The following is a 19,034-nucleotide window of genomic DNA, read 5'->3' as shown; positions in this document are numbered from 1 at the left end:
CACCTGGCTACGGTGGCTCTCGCGGAAGTCACTTCCCGAAGGAGCCGGCACGATGAGCATCGTCACGACGAAGGATGGAGCGCGCATCTTCTACAAGGACTGGGGCACGGGTCAGCCCGTCGTCTTCAGCCATGGCTGGCCGCTGAACTCGGACAGCTGGGACGAGCAGCTCCAGTTCGTCGCCTCGAACGGCTACCGCGCCATCGCGCACGACCGCCGGGGCCATGGCCGCTCCACCCAGACGTGGTCCGGTCACGACATGGACACCTACGCCGACGACCTGGCCGCGGTGCTCGACGCGCTCGACGTCAAGAACGCGGTGCTCGTGGGCTTCTCCACCGGCGGCGGCGAGGTGGCGCGCTACATCGCCCGGCATGGCACCCGGCGCGTGGCCAAGGCGGTGCTCGTGGGCGCGGTGCCTCCGCTCATGGCGAAGACGGCCAGCAACCCGGGCGGCCTGCCCATCGAGGTGTTCGACAACATCCGCGCGGGCGTCCTCGCCGACCGCTCCCAGTTCTTCCAGGACCTCACCACGCCCTTCTTCGGCGCCAACCGCCCCGGCGCCAAGGTCTCCCAGGGCGCGCGCGACGCGTTCTGGCTGGCCGGCATGCAGTGCGGCCTCAAGCCCGCCTACGACTGCGTCAAGGCGTTCTCGGAGACGGACCAGACCGAGGACCTGAAGAAGTTCGACGTCCCCACGCTCATCATCCACGGCGATGACGACCAGATCGTCCCCATCGAGGGCGCGGCGCGCGCGGCGGCCCGGCTGGTGAAGGGCTCCACGCTCAAGGTCTACGCCGGCGCTCCGCACGGCCTGACGGTGACGCACCGCGAGCAGTTCCACGCGGACCTGCTCGCCTTCCTGAAGTCCTGAGCCTGAACGGGCCCGTCGTCAGGGCGGGCCCACCTGGATGACCTGCGTGGCGAAGGCGCTCGCCCCCAGGTCGTCCGTGGCGGTGAGCGTGACGGTGTAGCGGCCCACGCCCGTGTAGCGGTGCTCCAGGTACGCCGCGTCGGACGTGGTGCCGTCACCCAGCTCCCACCGGAAGCGCTGAATCCAGCGGCCCGCGCCCGTCGCGGTGCTCGTCGTCGCGTCGAGGAACACGTTCAAGGGCGCGCTCGTCCCGGAGAAGGGTCCACCGGTGATGCGCGGCACGGGTCGCGAGCCTCCCCCCGAGGCGGGCGCGAGCAGCTTGCGCACCGTGGACGCGCCCTGGTCCACCACCAGCACGTCCCCGTTGGGCAGGCCCGCGATGCCCGCGGGCAGGCTGAAGGTGGCCTGCTCCGCCGCGCCATCCCGAGCGCCATGCGCGCCCGTGCCCGCGTACGTCCTCGCCCGGCCGGAGGCGACGGCGCGGATGCGCTCGTTGCCCGTGTCCGTCACCAGCAGCCGGTCCTGGACGTAGGCCGCGCCGAGCATCGGCAGGAACAGCGCCGCGCTGCCCGCCCCGTCCGAGAAGCCACCGGTGACGGCGCCCGCGGCGGTGGAGGTGGTGAAGGAAGCGTCCAGCGCCACGCGGCGGATGAGGCGGTTGCCCGTGTCCACCACCCACAGCGCGCCGCCGCCGAAGGCCACGCCCGTGGGCCGGTGGAGCTTCGCCTGGCTGGCGGGCCCGTTGGTGCTGCCCGAGCCGCGCGCGCCAATCAGCGTGCTCACCCGCCCGTCCGGGGAGATGCGCGCGAGCCGGTGGTTGAAGGTGTCCGCCACATACAGGTCCGTCCCGGCGAACGTCACGCTGGAGGGTGTCTGGAAGCGCGCGGCGGTGCCCACGCCGTCCACCTTGCCCTGTCGTCCGTCCCTCGAGCCCGCGAAGGTGCTCACCGTCCAGCGCTCGTCCCGGGCGATGCGGACGACGCGGTGGTTGCCCGTGTCCGCCACGTAGAGCGTGCCGTCGGTGGCGATGGCGATGGACTGCGGCGAGCGCAGCGCCGTCGTCGCGCCGGCCCCCTCGCCCACCCCCGGCGTGCCCGTGCCCGCGATGGTGGTGACGGTGCGCGCCGCGTCGTTGGCGATGCGCCGCACCGCGTGGTTGCCGGTGTCCGCGACGAACACGTTGCCCTGCGCGTCCACCGCCACGCCCACGGGCCGGCGCAAGCGCGCCTGCGTCGCGGGGCCGTTGACGAAGCCCTCCTGGAACGCGGCCCCCGCGAAGGTGGACACGCCCGCGGACTGTCCCGTGCGGTCCACGGGCTTGGGGTCGTCCGCGCCGAAGGTGTCTCCCTCCAGCGGAGGCACGAGGCCCGCCTTGCGCAGCACGTTGTCGGTGATGCGCTGCACGCGCAGGTCCGCGAAGTGCGGATGCGACAGGCCGTGGGACCAGGAGATGCCGCCGCTGGCGAAGACGAACGCGCCGGAGGGCACGGTGTAGAGGGTGGAGGTGTGCCGGTTGGGCTCGCCCCTGCTGCTGATGGCCGGCGAGTCGGCGAGCGCGACGAGCCCCGGCGGCGAGGCTCCGTTGCTCCATGCGCGGTCGATTTCGTAGCCCACCACGGAGAGGATGGAGTCGCCCTGCGCCAGCCCCGTGCCGGCGAAGGGCCAGGCGCCCGGCGTGCGCACCACGTAGGGCTGCGGGATGATGCCCCACGCGTCGGACATCACGCCCACCAGGCCGTTCTCCGGCTCGCCCAGACGCGCGTTGCGCCAGCGCACCGTCATGAGGTTCGTCCCCGCCTTCGGGTCCTCCTGGGGTGCCTCGTCCTTGTAACAGACCTGCCTGCGCCTGGACGTCCCCGTGGGCCCGGCCTCCAGGCGGATGAGCCAGCAGCTGGTGTCGCTGCCCAGGAACGCCAGGTTCACCCCCGACGCCAGCGCCGCGTCCACCGCATCCTTGAGTGGACGCGACCAGTACTCGTCATGCCCCACCGAGATGAAAAGCTTCTGTCCCAGGAGCAGCGAGGGGTCCCGGTCCAGGTCCACGTTGGTGACGTAGTTGAGCTCGTAGCCCTTGGACTCGGCCCACAGCACGAAGTTGTGCGAGGCGTAGAAGTACTCGCCCGCGCCATTGCCATCCAGGTACGGCCGGTCGAACGACGCGACCTTCGCGTGACCTCCGGACAGTCCCAGCGAGGTGGCGTAGAGGCTCTCTCCGCCCCAGGCGTTGTAGGCCTGGAACGTGGTGAACGGAATCAGGACCACGCCCGTGTTCTTCCGCTCGTCGGCGCGCACCACGAAGATGACGTAGGACTGCGGCCCGTCGTCGCGCACGAGCTTGAGCAGGTACACGCCGCTGGGCCACGAGGCTTGCGTCGCCACGGTGAAGCTCACCGGCCAGCGACACTCGACGAGCCCCGTCGTGCTGTCCGCCACCGGCGTGGGCTGCGGGCCGACGGTGACGGGACCTCCGGACGCCATGCGCCGCGAGCCCGCGCCGCCGTAGTGGCCCATGCGGTACAGCTCCCAGCGCACCGCGCGCGCGCTGTCGGTCCGCACGTGGATGTCGATGGACTGGCCCCGCTGCACGCTCGTCGCGCTGGCGTAGCCCTCCAGCTGCGCGCCCGTCGCCGGCTGGCTGAGTGCCCACTCCGTGCTGCCAGGCAGCCGTGCCTCGCCGCCCGCTGGAGCGACGGACATCAGCCCCACCCACATCGTCAGGAACACCGACAGTCCCATGCGCGCTCCTCCCCACGCGCCGTTGTCCCCGCACGCCTCGCGCGCCTCAACCCTCCGGGCCCGCGAGTGGGCGCCCCCGGACAGACTCCGCGCGCGATGTGCCAGGGCCGACGCGGCGACTGTCCGCCATGCCCCGCGCGACTATGGGGTTCCCACGGGTCAACTGGCCCTCGGTACACTGCCGCCTTGTGCGGCAACGTGAGCGCCCCTGCGCGCGGCGCCACGTTCCGTCGGGTGGACGACTTGCGAGCATGCGGGCTGCATCGTCCCGGGAACCCCGCATCATCTAGACTCGCGCCATGTCCAAGTCAGTCACCACTCGAAACAATGTGCAGGTCATTGGCCGAGGCGACGACGTGATTGTCTTCGCCCACGGGTTCGGCACCAACCAGAGCGCGTGGCACCACCAGGTGCGCGCCTTCGAGGACACGCACCGCATCGTCCTGTTCGACCACGTGGGCACGCACGGCACGGACCTGGAGGACTACAGCCCGCACCGCTACGCGGCCCTGGAGAGCTACTCGCTGGACCTGCTCGAGGTGCTCGAAATGGTCAAGGCGCGCAACGTGTTCTACGTGGGCCACTCGATGAGCGGCATGATTGGCATGCTCGCGGGGCTGGTCCGACCCGAGTTCTTCCGGGGCATGCTCTTCATCGGCGCTTCGCCCCGCTACCTCAACTCCCCCGACTTCAAGGGCGGCTTCGAGCGCAAGGACATCGACGAGCTGTACAGGACCATCGAGCAGCACTTCGAGGCCTGGGCCAGCGGCTTCGCGCAGGCGGCCATGGGTCCCTCCGCCACGCCGGAGATGGTCAAGGACTTCAGCTCGTCCCTGCTGGCGTTGCGCCCCGACATCGCCGTCGGCGTGATTCGCATCATCTTCGAGTCGGACTACCGCGAGCAGATCACCCGGCTGAAGGTCCCCACCTGGGTCGTCCAGCCGCTCAACGACTTCGCCGTCCCCACCGCGGTGGGCGAGTACCTGGCCAGGAGCCTGCCGAGCGGCAACATCCGCTACGTCCCCAACCAGGGACACCTGCCGCACCTGAGCGCGCCAAACGAGGTCAACACGCTCATCTCGGATGCCCTCGCGGCAAGCGCCCTCGCGGCGGCGTGAGCGCTTCCTCGACGGAAATGACGGAACCGGGGGACCCCACCGGTTCCCTCGCCGTGGACGCGGCGGTGGGGGAGCTGATGGTGGCCGCGGTGCGAGCGCTCGGCACGCGCGACGGCGGCCAGCTCACGCGCCTCCTGGAGGTGGTGCGACAGGCCTGCCGCGCGGACGTGGCCGTCAGCCTGCGCCGCATCGACCCCCTCACCATCTTCGAGCTGGCCGGCACGCCCGCGCAGCGCCCCCGACTGGCGCACCTGGGCGAGGCGCTCTTCCGGGGCTCCCTGGAGGAGGACTCGACGTGGCGCTTCCATGAGCCCCGTCCCCAGGAGGGCGGGGTCCCCGAGTCGCTGCGCGGCGCCATGGCCGTGCTGCCGTGGCACTCCGTCGATGACCGCAAGGGCGGCCTCGTGCTGGTGCGCCAGGGCTCCGCGGGCTTCTCCGCCTCCGAGCGCGCCTGCCTCCAGGCCCTGACCGGCCTGTTGCTCACCTGCGCGCGGGAGTGTGATTTGGAGAGCGCCACGGAGACCTTGCGCGCGCGCGTGGACGCCATCACCGACGCGGTGCCCTGCGCGCTGGTGTTCCTGGAGCACAACCGCGTCGAGACGTGGGTGAACAAGCCGGGCGCGGTCATGCTCGGGCTGCCCGAGGGCCAGGTGCCGGCCCACCAGATGTCGCGCGCCATGGCCTCGCTGCGTGAGCGCGCGACGAACCGCGCGCAAATCGAGGAGCGGATGGCGCGGCTGTTCGACGGCAGCCAGCCGGAGCTGCGCGACATGCTCTGGCGCTTCGAGTCGCCGCACCAGACGCTGTCCGTCTCCTGCGTGCCCGCGCGCCGGGGCTCCGCGCGCGGCAGGCTGTGGGCGCTGCTGGACGTCACCGAGGCCCAGGACGCGCTCTCCAGCATGGGGGAGAAGAACCTGGCGCTGGATGCCGCGCGCGCGGAGGCGGACGCCGCCAACACCGCCAAGTCCAGCTTCCTGGCCAACATGAGCCACGAGATTCGCACGCCCATGAACGGCGTGCTCGGCATGGCGCAGCTGTTGCGCGAGACGTCGCTCACCGAGGAGCAGCGCGAGAGCGTGGACGTCATCCACACCAGCGGCGAGGCTCTGCTGCGACTCATCAATGACCTGCTCGACTTCTCCAAGATCGAAGCGGGCGCGTTCGAGCTGGACGGACAGTCCTTCTCGCTGCGCCAGAGCCTCAAGGAGTGCCTGGGCCTCTTGGGTCCGCAGGCGGCCTCGCGCGGCCTGTACCTGAAGCACACGGTGGACGCGGACGTGCGCGACGCGCTGTGGGGTGACAAGACGCGGCTGCGGCAGGTGCTGGTCAACCTGGTGGGCAACGCGCTCAAGTTCACCCACGAGGGCGGCGTCACCGTGCACGTGTCGCGCGGGGAGCTGAAGCCGGGGCTCGAGCCCGACAGCTGGCCCCTGCGCTTCGACATCCAGGACACCGGCATCGGCATCCCCGCGGAGCGGATGGACCGGCTGTTCCGCTCGTTCAGCCAGGTGGACGCGTCCACCAGCCGCCACTACGGCGGCACGGGCCTGGGGCTCGCCATCAGCCTGCGGCTGGCGGAGCTGATGGGCGGCACCATCCGCGTGCACAGCACGGTGGGCCTGGGCTCCACCTTCAGCGTGGACATCGTCCTGCGCGAGGGCGAGGAGGTGGCCACCCGCGCCTCCGCGGAGCTGGACGCCACGCTGGGACATCGGCTGCCCCTGCGCATCCTCCTGGTGGAGGACAACCCCATCAACCAGAAGGTCGGCCTGCGCCTGTTCAAGAAGCTGGGCTACGACGCGGACGTGGCGGGCAACGGCGTGGAGTCGCTGGGCGCCCTGGAGCGCGAGCGCTACGACGTCGTCTTCATGGACGTGCACATGCCGCAGATGGACGGCCTGGAGGCCACGCGCCGCATCCGCGCGGACGCTCCCCGGTATGGCAGCCCCCGCATCATCGCGATGACCGCGAGCGTCATCCAGGGAGACAAGGACCTGTGTCTCCAGGCGGGGATGAACGACTTCGTGACGAAGCCGGTGGACGCCACGCTGCTCATGGCGGCGCTGGAGAGCGCGGCGCGGCTGCCCGACCTCCCGCTGGCGCCGCCGCCCGAGGCGCCCGGGTTCGACGCCTCCGCGGTGCAGAAGCTGGAGCTGCTCACCGGCCCGGACCGGGGCGAGCTGGCCACGCTGGTGCGCGACTTCCTGCGCAACGCCGACAAGCACCTGTCCTCGTTCCAGCAGGCCCTGGAGACCTCCGACGCGGCGGCGCTCACCCGCCACGCGCACAGCCTGCGCTCCAGCGCGGCCCTGTTCGGCGCGGCCCGGCTGTCGCGCCGGTGCGAGGCGCTGGAGACGCGCGCGCCGCACGAGCCGCTGGAGCTGCTCCGGGAGTGGGTGGACCTGGCGCGACGGGACTTCGAAGAGGCCCGTCAGGCGCTGGAGTCCGCCGTGCCGGAGGTCCTCGCGGGCCCGCCGTCCGGCGCCTGACGCGGCGCTTCGTCGGACAGGGCCAGCTCGTCCAGCCGCGCGTCCGGCGCCTCGACGATGCGCCCCAGCAGGTGACGGAAGGCCCGGGCCAGCTGCTCCACCTCCGCGGGATGGAAGACGGCGGAGGCGTACTCGAAGGCGCCGCGAAGCCCCGCCAGGTCCTCGCGCAGCAGCAGCGTCAGCGCATGGCGGGCGAACCCCGGCACGGATGCGTCCGGCGTGTCCGACAGCAGCGTGCAGGACAGGCCGGGGATGGACAGGTCCACCCCCGTCGCGCTCTCGAACACACACGCGGCCTGCAGCCCGTGCGGGAGGCTCGCGGCCACCTCGTCGAAGGGGAGCTCCTGGTGGCCCAGGTCCTCCGTGGTGCGCAGGCGGTGGCGCCGGAGCAGCTCGCGGAAGGACGGGTTGCCCGTCAGGTCGCAGCGCAGCGCCACGGTGTTGGAGAGCAGGCCCACCACGTCGCGCAGCTCGCGGCGTCCCCGGTTGGCCACCACCGTGCCCACGAGCACGTCCTCCTGGCCGGACACCTGGCGCAAGAGCGCGGCGAACACCGCGGACAGGGCCGTGAACAACGTGGCGCCCTCCGTGCTCGCCAGCGACTTCCAGGCGGCCGTCAGCGCCACGGGCACCTCGAAGCGCACCAGCCCGCCCTGCCCTCCCGCGGCCTCCTCGCGAGTCCATCGCGACGTCAGCGAGAGCGGCGGGGCGCCCTCCAGCCGCGCGCGCCAGTACTCGCGCTGCAGGCGGGCCGCGTCACTCGTCGACCAGCGATGTTGCCAGCGCGCCACGTCCACGGGCTGACGCGCGGGAGGCGCCAGCGGCGAGGGCACCCCGGCCTGGAAGACGCGGTACAGCGAGGCCAGCTCCCGCCCGAAGACCCCGAGCGACGGCCCGTCCGTGATGAGCTGATGCTGCGTCACCAGCAGGACGTGGGTCTGCTCCGCCAGGATGACCAGCGCGGCGCGCATCAGCGGACCGGACGCCACGTCGAAGGGCGCGCGCGCCTGGGCATTGTTCATCGCGCGGAACGAGGACGAGTCCAGCGCCTCCTCCGGCGCGCCCCCACCTCCGCCCCGCAGGTCGACGACCGGCAGCTCCAGTCGCGCCGCGGGCGAGACGACCTGGGTCAACGCGCCGTCGCCCTCGCGGAACGTCGTCCGGAGGGCCTCGTGCCGACGCACCAGCTCCTCGAGGCCGAGCTTCAGCGAGTCGACATCCAGCGGCCCGTCGAACCGCAGCCCGAAATGGACGTGGAAGCGCGGGCTGTCGGGCACAGGACGCATCAGCCGCCACAGCCGCCGCTGCCCCGAGGACGCGGGCGCGGTGTCCGACGCCAGCCCCCCCGCCGCGTCGCCCGCATCACTCACGGGCGACAGGGAGAACAGCGTGTCCGGCGAGGCCAGGGCGCGCGCCAGCGACTCGATGGTGCGCTGCTCCCAGAGGAACGACAGGGTGAGGGGCAACCCCAGCCACTGCTCCAGGTCGTACGTGAGCCGCATCGCCCCCATCGAGTCGAGGCCCTGCTCCACCAGGGGGCGCCGGGTGTCGATGGAGGCCGTGGGCATCTGCCAGTGCAGGGCGAGCCACTCCACCACCCAACCCTCGATGGTCACATTGTGAGCAGGCAGCCGTGACGCGGACAACCCCGGCCGCGACGGGCGCTCCCAGGACACCTCTCGGTCATCGGCTCGGAGCTTCACCACATCCTTCTCGTCGCGCACGCACGGCCACCAGGGCTGAGGTGGATGCGTGGAGGGGCGACGTCAAGGAGCGCTTCCAATAGTCTGACATCCGGTCGTGCAAGAGCAGACGCGGCGCACCCAGGGGCGCGCCCCCAGGGCAGGGTTGCTGTCGCCTGGTCACCGCGCGCGCGCGGGTCTACGAGCACGCACGCCGGCCAGGAGCAGCTCCAGGCCGAACGTGAAGCGCGCGTCGAAGTCGGGGTCCACCAGGGCCTCCACCGCCCGGGCCACGTGGGGGAAGCGCGGCGTGGCCAGGGCCCGCATCTGCTCGGCCGCCGGGGGCGCCTGGGCGTCGCGCGTGCCCAACGACTGCTCCTCGATGGTGAACCCGAGGACGTAGTCGAGCAGCGTGAAGGTGGTCCACCCCGCCTCCTTGGAGGACAGCCCCGCCTGCGTCAGCGCCTCCATCAGCCACTCGCTGACGCGGAAGGTGTTCTCCGTCGCGACGACGGTGCCCGCGAACACCCGGGCCGCGTCCCGGTGGCTCAGGAACGCGCGCCGCAGCTCCCCCGCGACGGCCTTCACCACCACCTCCCAGCTCCTCCCCGTCGGGCGCTCCACCGCCACGTCCGCCAGCAGCGCGTCCGCCATCGTCTCCAGCAGCGACTGCTTGCTGGGGAAATGCCAATAGAGCGACGGCGCCTGGATGGAGAGCGCCTGCGCCAACGAGCGCATCGTCAGCCCCTCCACACCCACCTCATCCACCAGCGTCCACGCCGCCTGGACCACCTGCTCCTTCTGGATGCGCATGCGCCCGTGCCACCTCGTGTTGACGGCCCAGCCTAACGCCGTTAGATGAAAACTAACAACGTTAGATTCGTGATGAGGAGGCAGGTCATGGAGCTGGACGTCGAGGTGGCCATCGTCGGAGGTGGCCCCACCGGGTTGATGCTGGCGGCCGAGCTGGCGCTCGCGGGCGTGGAGGTGTGCGTCCTGGAGCGAAGGGAGGCGCCGGTGCGGGAGTCACGCGCCCTGACGATGCATCCGCGCTCCCTGGAGGTGCTGGCGCTGCGGGGGCTGGAGGCGCCCTTCCTGGAGCGCGGGCGTCCCCTGCCCACCGGGCACTTCGGCCTGCTGGACACGCGGCTGGACTTCTCCGGGCTCGACACGACGTTCCGCTACACGCTGTTCCTGCCCCAGGCGCTCACCGAGGCCCTGCTGGCGGAGCACGCGCGCGGGCTGGGGGTGGACATCCGCCGAGGCCACGTCGTGGAGTCCTTGCACGAGGACGAGGAGGGCGTGGTGCTCGCGGGGAGCGTCCAGGGGACGGCGTTCCGCTGCCGCGCCCGCTACGCCGTGGGGGCGGACGGCGCGCGCAGCGTCGTGCGACAGCTCGCGGGCATCGGCTTTCCGGGGACGGACTCCACGCGCACGTCGATGCTGGGCGACGTCACGCTGGAGCACCCTCCCTCCACGCCGTTCCTCGCGCTCACCAACGCGCGCGGCAACGCCGTCATCGTGCCCCTGGGCCAGGGCCAGTACCGCGCCATCGTCACCGACGCCCGGCGCGAGCACACCGCGCCGCGCGAGCCGCTGTCCCTGGAGGAGCTGCGTGAGAGCCTCACGCGCGTGGCCGGCTCCGACTTCGGCATGAAGGAGCCCCGGTGGCTGTCGCGCTTCGGCGACGAGACGCGGCTGGCGGAGCACTACCGGCGAGGCCGCGTGCTGCTCGCCGGAGACGCGGCGCACATGCACTACCCGGCCGGTGGACAGGGGCTCAACGTGGGCCTGCAGGACGCGATGAACCTGGGCTGGAAGCTGGCCGCCGTGCTGCGCGAGGGCGCGCCGCCCACGCTGCTGGACAGCTACCACCAGGAGAGACATCCGGTGGGGCAGTCGCTCCTGAGCAACACCCAGGCCCAGTCCGCGCTCATGGGCTTCACCCCGGAGGTCCTCGCGCTGCGCGAGCTGATGAACGGCCTCTTGCGCCTGCCCGCCATCAACCAGCGGCTCGCCGAACAGCTCGGCGGACTGGACGTCGCCTTCGCTGGTGCACCCATCCCCGCGCCTTCACCGAGCACCCTGCCGGGCTGGACGGGACGCAGGCTCCCGGACTGGACGCTGCGACTCGCCGACGGAGGCCAGCGCTCGCTCTACTCCGGCCTCCATGACGGCCACTGGCTGTGGCTGCACGCGACACCCGCCGCCGCGCCGTCCTCGGACTGGGAGCCCGCACCTGGCTGGCGCCCCCGCGTCAATGCCCTGGCGCTGGAGACTTCCGCCGACACAGCCGCGCTGCGGGGCGTGGACGGACTGCTCGTGCGTCCGGATGGCCATGTGGCCTGGGCGTGGACGGCCTCTGCGTGAAAGCGGATGTTGGGTGTTTCACCTTTCAGTGGGACACCTCGCATACCGAGACGCGTCATACGACTCTGCTAGGGTGTCGGCCTTCAGAGGTTCTCCCCTGCGGACACGCTTCACGACAGGTTTCTTCCGGGCTTGGGGTACGGCCGCCCTGCTCTTGCTGCTTCCCTGGGTCGTCTACGGAAGCGCCGTCTCGCTGCGCTACGGCCTGAGGGACGACTACGCCATTCTGCGCGAGGCGCGCGAGGAGCCCGGGAAGATTCTGCGCGTCTGCGGCGCCATGGGCCGTCCGCTGTATGGCTGGATGCTGGAGCGCACCACGCGCGCGGCCGAGGACCTGGACGGGCTGCGCGGCCTGCGGGCCCTGGCGGTGCTTGGCCTGGGACTGCTCGCCGTGGTGCTCTACCTGCTCTTGCGCGCCGAGGGCTGGAAGCAGGTCCCCGCCGCGCTGCTGGCCGCGTTCATCCCGCTGATTCCGTCCGCGCAGGTCGTCGCCAACTGGAGCATCTGCTGGCCGCAGGCGGTGGCCCTGCTCGCGAGCGCGGGGGCCTTCGCGCTGACGAGACAGGCCATCGGGCCAGCTGGCGCGTGGCTCGGCGGCGTCCGCGGACGGCTGCTCCTGGTGGGCGGCGCGCTGGCGCTGGCGGCGTCGACGCTCATCTACCAGGCCAGTGGTCCGTTCTACGCGGTGCTGCTCGCGGCGGTGCTGGTGACGCGGCGACACGAGGACGTGCGCGCTCCGGCCCGCTGGCTCCTGGGCCACGTGTCCGTGCTGGGCGTGGGGCTGGGGCTGGCGTACGTCGTCACGCGCCTGAGCTTCGCGGTGGGGCTGTTCACCCCCTCGCCGCGCATGGCGCTGGAGCGACACCTGCTGGACAAGGCGGCGTGGTTCGTCACCCAGGTGCTGCCCAACGCCCTGGCGCTGACGGCCATCGACGACACGGACACCGCGCCCGCGTGGGGCTACTGGCCCATGGTGGGCGTGACGCTGGGCCTGCTCCTGCTGACGCTCGTCGTCGAGTGGCGGCGCGCGGGGCGCACGGGCGTGGCCGCGTGGCTCCTGGCGCTGGTGGGGCTGTCCGGCGTCGCGTACTGCGCCAGCCTGCTCGCCGGTGAGCGCTGGCCCACCTACCGCACGCTCTTCGCGCTCGCGGGGGTGTGGAGCGTGTTCTTCTTCGCGGGCGTGGTGAAGCTGGGCGAGCACTGGCCCCGACACGGGCCGCGCGTGGCCGGCGCGGCGCTGGCGCTGCTCGTCGCGGTGAGCGGACTGCTCGCGCATCAACAGTCGCTGGAGCTGTTCGCCTGGCCCCAGCTGCGGGAGCTGGAGCTGATGCGCCAGGGGGCCGCCGCGCTCGTCCCCGAGCGCACGCCGCGCGTCTTCGTGCTCACCGCCCGACAGACGGACTCCTCCGCGCCCCAGCGCTACCTGGACGAGTTCGGCTCGGTGTCCGTCGACACGGAGTGGGTGGCCAAGGAGCTCTTCGCCCTGGCGGCCCGGGAGCGCTTCCCCGACGTGCGCGCCAGCTACCGCTTCGACGCGGGGCCGGTACTCCCCAAGGCGCGGGCCTACGACATCCTGGTCGACATGCGTCAGCTCCGGACCTCCACCTCCCGGCCCATTCAGCTCGCCCGCTGACGCTGTCACCCTCCGAGCGCACTTCCCCGTTGACGCGGGGGAGCCCATGGAGGGATGCCACCGATTCGTGCCCTCCTACGAACAGCTTTTCGAGAACAACCGCCGCTGGTCCGCCGCCAAGACGAAGGACGACCCGCAGTACTTCGAACGACTGTCCGCGGAACAGAGCCCCGAGTACCTCTACATCGGCTGCTCCGACAGCCGGGTGCCCGCCAATGAAATCATGGGCGTGGAGCCCGGGGACGTCTTCGTCCATCGCAACGTCGCGAACCTCATCAACAACGTCGACCTGAACGTGATGTCGGTCATCAACTACGCCGTGCGCCAGCTGTCGGTGAAGCGCATCATCGTCTGCGGCCACTACGGCTGCGGGGGCGTGCGGGCCGCCATGCAGCCCAAGGACCTGGGCATCCTCAACCCGTGGCTGCGCAACGTGCGCGACGTCTACCGCCTGCACAAGGCGGAGCTGGACGCGCTCGAGGACGTCGAGGCGCGCTATGCACGGCTGGTGGAGCTCAACGTCACCGAGCAGTGCATCAGCGTCATCAAGACGGCCGCGGTGCAGCGCTCGTACGTGGAGAAGGGCTTCCCCACCGTGCACGGCTGGGTGTTCGACATGCGCACCGGCCTGCTGAGGGACCTGGAGCTGGACTTCCCCCAGCTGCTGCGCGGCGTGCAGGAGGTCTACAACCTCACCGACAAGGACTCCATCTTCTAGAGGGAGACCGCGCTTCCGCGCCGGGGCGCACCGGCGCGGAAGGCCTCAGGCCGCCTTCGAGGGACTACTGGCTCTCCTCGGCGCCCGTGGGAGCCGGGTCGTCATCGAGGCTGCCGTCCGTGCCGTCCGCCGCGTCCACGCCCGAGCCACCCGTGCCCTCGGTCGAGTCACGCGGCTCGGAGCCACCCGGCTCCTCCATGACGTCCCACTTCTCGCCGTCCGGCGTCGTCACCTGGGTGCCCGTACCGGAGCCACCCGTGGCCTCGTTGTCGTAGATGGTCGGCGCCCCGCCCCGGTCCCGGCGCTCGTTGTCCACCACGTCCGCGGCCTCACCCGGGCTCTCGTTCGCGTCGCGCTCATCCTCGCGCGCCTGACGCTCCTGCTCGGCCGCGTCCACCGAGCCCGAACCACCCGTGGCGCTCGGGACGCTGGAGCCCGAGGGGCTGTCCGCCCGCGTGCTCGCCGAGTGGCTGGAACAACCCCAGAACGTCAGTGCGGCCACGGCCGCCATCAGTGGAAGCTTCATGGAAGTCTCCTTGGGAAAGGATGGTTCCTGAAAGCTGGAGACTGTTCCGGAGAGGACAACCCGGGACACAGGCCCGTGTCGGCCGGCCCGCCCCAAGGCAGGCGGCCGGACGGGCGCTCACTCCTGACGGAGCGCGATGATGGGGTCCACCCGCGTGGCGCGCCGCGCGGGCACCCAGCTGGCCAGGAGCGCCACGGCGACGAGCAGCACCGCCACCGCGCCATACGTCACGGGGTCCCACGGGGCGACGCCGTACACCAGCCCCTCCAACAGCCGGCTGACGACGAGCGCCAGCCCGAGCCCCACGCCGAGCCCCACCAGCGTCAGCCGCAGGTACTGTCCCAGCACCAGCCGCATGAGCTCCACGCCGCGCGCGCCCAGCGCCATGCGGATGCCGAACTCCCGCGTGCGGTGGCTCACCGCGTGGGCGATGACACCCGACAGGCCCACCGCCGCGAGCAGCAGCGCGAGGAGCGCGAAGCCCGTCGTCACCAGCATGTAGAAGCGCGGCCGTGACAGCGCCTCGCCCATCAGGTCCTCGAGGGTGCGCACGCTGCCCAGCGGCAGGCTCGCGTCCAGGGCGCGCACCTCCTCGCGCACCTGGGCCATCAGCGAGAGCGGCGCGTCCTTCGTGCGCACCACCACCGTCATCTTCCCGTACAGCGCCTGGGAGAAGGGCACGTACACCTGGGGGAAGGAGGCCTTCTCCAGCCCGTTGTTGCGCGTGTCCCCCACCACGCCCACCACCTGTCCGCCGAAGCGGCCCAGGCCGAAGTTGATGCCCATCTCCACCGTGCGCCCCAGCGGGCTCTCCCCGGGCCAGTAGCGCCGCGCGGCCTCCTCGCTGATGAGCAGCGCGCGCTGCCCCTCGCCCAGGCCATCCGCGGACGTCAGCCACCGGCCCGACACCAGCCGCAGGCCGAGCGCCTCCGCGTAGCCGGGGGTGATGACGCCCACCTGCACGCCCCAGCTCTGTCCCGGCCCGGGCTCCGGCCGCGCCGAGTCCCACATCCCCGTCACCATGTAGCGGCCGTCCAGCGGCACGCCCAGCGCGGCCCCCGCGGCCTGCACGCCCGGCAGCGCGCGCAGCCGCTCCAGCAGCGCGTCGTAGAAGCGCTGGTTCCGCGTCGACGCCCAGCCGTAGGCGCTCTCCGGCAGGTCCAGCTCGAAGCTGAGCACCCCGTCCGGACGGAAGCCGGGGTCCACGTCGGAGAGGCGGTGGAAGCCCTTGAGCAGCAGCCCTCCACACACGAGCAGCACCACCGCCAGCGCCGTCTCGCCGACGATGAGCAGGTGACGCGCGCGAGCACCACCGCGCGTGCCGACCTTGGCGCCCACCTCGCGCAGGCTCACCGCCGGACTCTCGCGGGAGGCCTGGAGCGCGGGCAACAGGCCGAACAGCAGCGCGGTGACGAGCCCCAGTCCGCACGTGAAGGCGACGACACGCGCGTCGATGGCCACCTGGGCCAGCCCGGGGATGTCCTGCGGGGACAGGCTCACCAGGACATCCAGGAGCCACCCGGCCAGGAGCACCCCGAGCCCCGCCCCCATCGCCGCCAGCACGCCGCTCTCCACCAGCAGCTGGCGCAGGATGCGGCCCCGGCTGGCCCCCAGCGCCATGCGCACGGACAGCTCCCCCCGACGACTCACCGCGCGGGCGAGCAGCAGGTTGGCGAGGTTGGCGCACGCGATGAGCAGCACCAGCCCCACCGCGCCCAGCAGGAACAGGAGCGCGGGACGGACATTGCCCAGCAGCGCCTCGCGCAGCGGTACCAGCGTGGCGCGGTACCCGCCGTTCGAATCCGGGTAGGCCACCGCGAGCGCCTGGGCCACCGCGGCCACGTCCGCGCGGGCCGCCTCCAGCGTGACGCCCGGCTTGAGCCGCGCGTAGACGCGCAGGCTGTGGGTGGCGCGCATCGTGGCCCCGGTGAGCGACTCGTCCCACACGAAGGGCACCCACAGCTGCGTCTCCAGCGGGAAGCTGAAGCCCTCGCTCGCCACACCCACCACCGTGTGCCGCTCACCGCCCAGCCACAGCGAGCGGCCCAGCACCTCCGGGTCCGCGTTGAAGCGGCGCCGCCACAGCGCATGGCCGAGCACCACCACCCGCTCCTGCCCCGGCTGCTCGTCCTCCGGACGGAAGGCCCGGCCCAGCGCCACCCGCGCGCCCAGCACGTCGAAGAAGTCCGCGGTGCTGGTGGTGCCGCGCAGCCGCTCCGGCGCCGCCCCGTCGCTGGCCAGGCTCTGCTCGCCGCTGCGCACCGCCGTCATCCCGGAGAAGGAGCGGGTGCGCTCGCGGAAGTCCACGAAGTCCGGCCCCGACGACGGCGAGTCACCCGGCGAGCCGTCCGAGCTGTACAGCCGCACGAGCCGCTCGGACTCCGCCATGGGCAGGGGCCGCAGCAGCACCGCGTCCACGACGCTGAAGATGGCGCTGTTGGCGCCGATGCCGAGCGCCAGCGTCAACACCGCCACCAGCGTGAACCCCGGCGAGCCGCGCAACCTGCGCAGCGCGAGGCGGAACTCCTGGACCAGGCCCGTCATGCCACTCTCCCAAGCTGAACCAGCGACTCGGTCCCGACAGCAAGGCGGGTGCCACGGGCTCTCCACTGGGAGCCCCCCGTGGGACACACCTCCGCCTTCCCACATCCGGGGGAAGGGTGCCCGAAAATGGGATGTGCTGATACGCCGGCTGGCGGGTGGAATTTGGCGACAACGGCGCAATACACAGCCATCGCCGAGTTTGTCTCGGATTCACCGCCTGTCGCGTGTTACGAGAGGACGGGCTGTCTGCCTGTCTTTCCCTCACCCCCTCGGAAGACGCCCCCATGAATCGGATTCCCTCCCGCCGAGCGCTCTGGCTCGCCGTGCTCGTTCCCTGGCTGAGCGCCTGTGGCCCCACCACCTCCGAGCCTGTCTCGGAGCCCCCTGGCGACACGGCCGAGGCGCGGGCGCTCCAGGCCATCACCTTCATCGCCGCGGGGAGTACGTGGCGCTACCGCGACACAGGCGTGGACCCGGGCGCGGGCTGGACGTCGGTGGGCTACGCGGACACGTCGTGGGCCCAGGGGCCCGCGCAGCTGGGGTACGGCGACGGGGACGAGGCCACCGTCGTCGCCTACGGCCCGAGCACCAGCTCGCGCCACGTGACGACGTGGTTCCGCCGGGCCTTCACCGTCGCGGACCCGGCGCGGGTGAGCAACGTGGTGCTGAGGCTGCTGCGCGATGACGGCGCCATCGTCTACCTGAATGGCCAGGAGGTGCTGCGCAGCAACCTGCCCTCGGGCACGGTGACGGCGTCGACCTTGGCGAGCACCGTCATCGCCGACAGCGCCGAGCAGGCGTGGCACACGGCGAGCATTCCCAGCACCGCGCTGGTGGCGGGCACCAACGTGGTGGCGGTGGAGGTGCACCAGTCCACGCTGAACTCGTCGGACCTGAGCTTCGATGCGTCGCTCACGGCCGAGGTGGAGGACGCCCCGGCCACGCCGTGCTTCGCGCTGAACCTGCCGGCGCTGAGCACGCTGCGCGCGTCGCCGAAGAAGGTGTTCGCGCACTACTTCTCGCCCTACCCGCTCTCGCTCGACAACCGGGAGCCCTCGGTCGACTACTACGCGCGCAACTACCTGCAGCCCACCGGGGAGAACTCCAAGTTCGCGTACTGCGGCGGGCTGCTCAAGCAGCGCCCCCTGCCCCAGGCCCCGCGCGCCTCGGGCGTGGACTACGAGCTGGCGAACTTCGAGGTGGAGGTGCGGCGCGCGGCGGCGCTGGGGCTGGATGGCTTCACGTATGACATCCTCAACCACACCGGCACGCACTGGAACCGGCTGCTGAAGCTGCTCCAGGCGGCGAGCAACGTGGACAGCGGCTTTCGAATCGTGCTCATGCCGGACATGAGCTCCACGTACTCGGGCACGGACGCGGAGGCGCTGTCGGCGTTCGTGAGCTCCATCGGCTCGGTGGCCTCGCACCCGGCGGTGTATCACCTGCCGGACGGGCGGCTTTTGCTCTCGCCGTACATGGCGGACAACCGCACGCCGCAGTGGTGGGCGTCGGTGCTGCAGGCGCTCCAGGCGCGGGGCATCCCCTCCGCGCTGTGGCCCGTGTACGTGCGCCCCTGGGTGGCGGCGACGAACACGCTCCAGGCGGTGGTGCCGCTGCATGGGACGTCCACGTGGGGGAACCGAACGCTCGGTAGCGCGGCGGGACAGCGCACCAACGTGGGCACCGCGCACGGGATGGGGCTCCAGTGGATGGCGCCCGTGGCCGTGCAGGACTCGCGGCCCAAGGACCTCGTCTACACGGAGGCGAACAACTCCCAGGCGTACCGGGCGCTGTGGGACGCGGCCATCCAGGGCGGCGCGGACTGGGTGCAGCTCATCACCTGGAACGACTACTCGGAGGCGACGGAGATTTCGCCCTCGTCCGGCACGCAGTGGGCGGCGTTCGATTTGACGGCGTATTACACCGCCTGGTTCAAGACGGGCGTCCAGCCGACCATCGCCCGGGACGCGCTCTACTACTTCCACCGCGTGCACTCGACGAGCGCCGCGCCGGACCTGACGCAGCAGCGCGCGCCCTACGAGCTGCGGGGCGGGGCTGCGGCCGCGAACGAGGTCGAGCTGCTCGCCTTCCTCACCGCGCCCGGGACGCTCGAAATCGAGTTCGCGGGCGTCGTTCAGCGCAGGGACGTGGCGGCGGGCATCCAATCGTTCCGGGTGCCGCTGCAGCAGGGCACGCCGCGCTTCCGGCTGGTGCGAGGCGGCGTCACCGTGGCGTCGGTGACGAGCGCGTTTTCCATCAACAACACCATCGTCTACCAAGACATGCTGTATCGCGCGGGAGGCAGTCTCGCTTGCGACCGTTCGTTCTTCTTTCCCTGACATGA

General features: G+C 71.7%; 12 protein-coding genes. 7 read left to right on the top strand and 5 right to left on the bottom strand.

Annotated elements, in window-relative coordinates:
• Nucleotides 1-52 precede the first annotated feature (52 nt).
• Nucleotides 53-874 carry an alpha/beta fold hydrolase gene (locus VZQ01_RS27365; protein ID WP_223751362.1) on the top strand — a complete coding sequence of 274 codons (822 nt, stop codon included), beginning with the start codon at nt 53-55 and terminating at the stop codon, nt 872-874.
• Between the two features lie 18 nt (nt 875-892).
• Here VZQ01_RS27365 and VZQ01_RS27360 read toward each other — a convergent pair whose 3' ends face one another.
• The gene (locus VZQ01_RS27360) at nt 893-3,610 is read right to left on the bottom strand and encodes a N,N-dimethylformamidase beta subunit family domain-containing protein (protein WP_426745109.1); all 2,718 of its coding nucleotides are present in this window, start codon (nt 3,608-3,610) and stop codon (nt 893-895) included.
• 356 nt (nt 3,611-3,966) lie between these two features.
• Between VZQ01_RS27360 and VZQ01_RS27355 the strand changes: the two genes are divergently transcribed.
• Both VZQ01_RS27355 and VZQ01_RS27350 read left to right on the top strand, forming a co-directional pair.
• Nucleotides 3,967-4,728, top strand: a complete 762-nt coding sequence (locus VZQ01_RS27355; RefSeq protein ID WP_426745108.1) for an alpha/beta fold hydrolase — start codon at nt 3,967-3,969, stop codon at nt 4,726-4,728.
• A 17-nt stretch (nt 4,729-4,745) separates the two neighbouring features.
• Complete coding sequence (locus VZQ01_RS27350) at nt 4,746-7,217, top strand: hybrid sensor histidine kinase/response regulator (RefSeq protein ID WP_426745107.1); 2,472 nt, start codon at nt 4,746-4,748, stop codon at nt 7,215-7,217.
• On the opposite strand, the gene VZQ01_RS27345 is transcribed toward VZQ01_RS27350, so the two are convergent.
• Together VZQ01_RS27345 and VZQ01_RS27340 are read right to left on the bottom strand one after the other, a co-directional pair.
• Nucleotides 7,160-8,941, bottom strand: a complete 1,782-nt coding sequence (locus VZQ01_RS27345) for a condensation domain-containing protein (protein ID WP_426745106.1) — start codon at nt 8,939-8,941, stop codon at nt 7,160-7,162. The two genes, VZQ01_RS27350 and VZQ01_RS27345, sit on opposite strands and share 58 nt — an antisense overlap.
• Nucleotides 8,942-9,079: 138 nt before the next feature.
• A complete protein-coding gene (locus VZQ01_RS27340; RefSeq protein ID WP_426745105.1) occupies nt 9,080-9,712 on the bottom strand; it encodes a TetR/AcrR family transcriptional regulator C-terminal domain-containing protein in 633 nt (210 codons plus the stop codon).
• Nucleotides 9,713-9,799: 87 nt separating this feature from the next.
• Between VZQ01_RS27340 and VZQ01_RS27335 the strand changes: the two genes are divergently transcribed.
• The 3 genes from VZQ01_RS27335 to VZQ01_RS27325 all read left to right on the top strand — a co-directional run bounded on the left by VZQ01_RS27335 (nt 9,800) and on the right by VZQ01_RS27325 (nt 13,620).
• Entirely contained in the window at nt 9,800-11,269 is a 1,470-nt protein-coding gene (locus tag VZQ01_RS27335; protein WP_426745104.1) for an FAD-dependent monooxygenase, read from the top strand.
• Between the two features lie 154 nt (nt 11,270-11,423).
• Nucleotides 11,424-12,902 (top strand): hypothetical protein, encoded by a 1,479-nt coding sequence (locus tag VZQ01_RS27330; RefSeq protein ID WP_426745103.1) that lies wholly within the window; start codon nt 11,424-11,426, stop codon nt 12,900-12,902.
• A 67-nt stretch (nt 12,903-12,969) separates the two neighbouring features.
• Nucleotides 12,970-13,620 carry a carbonic anhydrase gene (locus VZQ01_RS27325; RefSeq protein WP_223751354.1) on the top strand — a complete coding sequence of 217 codons (651 nt, stop codon included), beginning with the start codon at nt 12,970-12,972 and terminating at the stop codon, nt 13,618-13,620.
• A gap of 64 nt (nt 13,621-13,684) precedes the next feature.
• Here the strand turns inward: VZQ01_RS27325 and VZQ01_RS27320 are convergent, their stop codons facing one another.
• Nucleotides 13,685-14,146, bottom strand: coding sequence for a hypothetical protein (locus VZQ01_RS27320; protein WP_426745102.1), 462 nt, complete (start codon nt 14,144-14,146; stop codon nt 13,685-13,687).
• 117 nt (nt 14,147-14,263) lie between these two features.
• Entirely contained in the window at nt 14,264-16,690 is a 2,427-nt protein-coding gene (locus VZQ01_RS27315) for an ABC transporter permease (RefSeq protein WP_426745101.1), read from the bottom strand.
• A gap of 284 nt (nt 16,691-16,974) precedes the next feature.
• Here VZQ01_RS27315 and VZQ01_RS27310 point away from each other — a divergent pair, with 284 nt between their 5' ends.
• Complete coding sequence (locus tag VZQ01_RS27310; protein ID WP_426745100.1) at nt 16,975-19,029, top strand: glycoside hydrolase family 71 protein; 2,055 nt, start codon at nt 16,975-16,977, stop codon at nt 19,027-19,029.
• Nucleotides 19,030-19,034: the final 5 nt, after the last annotated feature.

The organism is Myxococcus faecalis, from assembly GCF_050039385.1.
Taxonomy (GTDB): Bacteria; Myxococcota; Myxococcia; order Myxococcales; family Myxococcaceae; genus Myxococcus; species Myxococcus fulvus.
The sequence above is the reverse complement of the archived record's forward strand: the minus strand, read 5'-3'. Positions and strand labels throughout refer to the sequence as shown.

Bases quoted from the DNA above. Each gene is read 5' to 3' on its own strand.
- VZQ01_RS27320 (WP_426745102.1), bottom strand. From the start codon at position 14,146: ATGAAGCTTCCACTGATGGCGGCCGTGGCCGCACTGACGTTCTGGGGT.
- VZQ01_RS27340 (WP_426745105.1), bottom strand. From the start codon at position 9,712: ATGCGCATCCAGAAGGAGCAGGTGGTCCAGGCGGCGTGGACGCTGGTG.
- VZQ01_RS27365 (WP_223751362.1), top strand. From the start codon at position 53: ATGAGCATCGTCACGACGAAGGATGGAGCGCGCATCTTCTACAAGGAC.
- VZQ01_RS27310 (WP_426745100.1), top strand. From the start codon at position 16,975: ATGAATCGGATTCCCTCCCGCCGAGCGCTCTGGCTCGCCGTGCTCGTT.
- VZQ01_RS27315 (WP_426745101.1), bottom strand. From the start codon at position 16,690: ATGACGGGCCTGGTCCAGGAGTTCCGCCTCGCGCTGCGCAGGTTGCGC.
- VZQ01_RS27360 (WP_426745109.1), bottom strand. From the start codon at position 3,610: ATGGGACTGTCGGTGTTCCTGACGATGTGGGTGGGGCTGATGTCCGTC.
- VZQ01_RS27335 (WP_426745104.1), top strand. From the start codon at position 9,800: ATGGAGCTGGACGTCGAGGTGGCCATCGTCGGAGGTGGCCCCACCGGG.
- VZQ01_RS27350 (WP_426745107.1), top strand. From the start codon at position 4,746: ATGACGGAACCGGGGGACCCCACCGGTTCCCTCGCCGTGGACGCGGCG.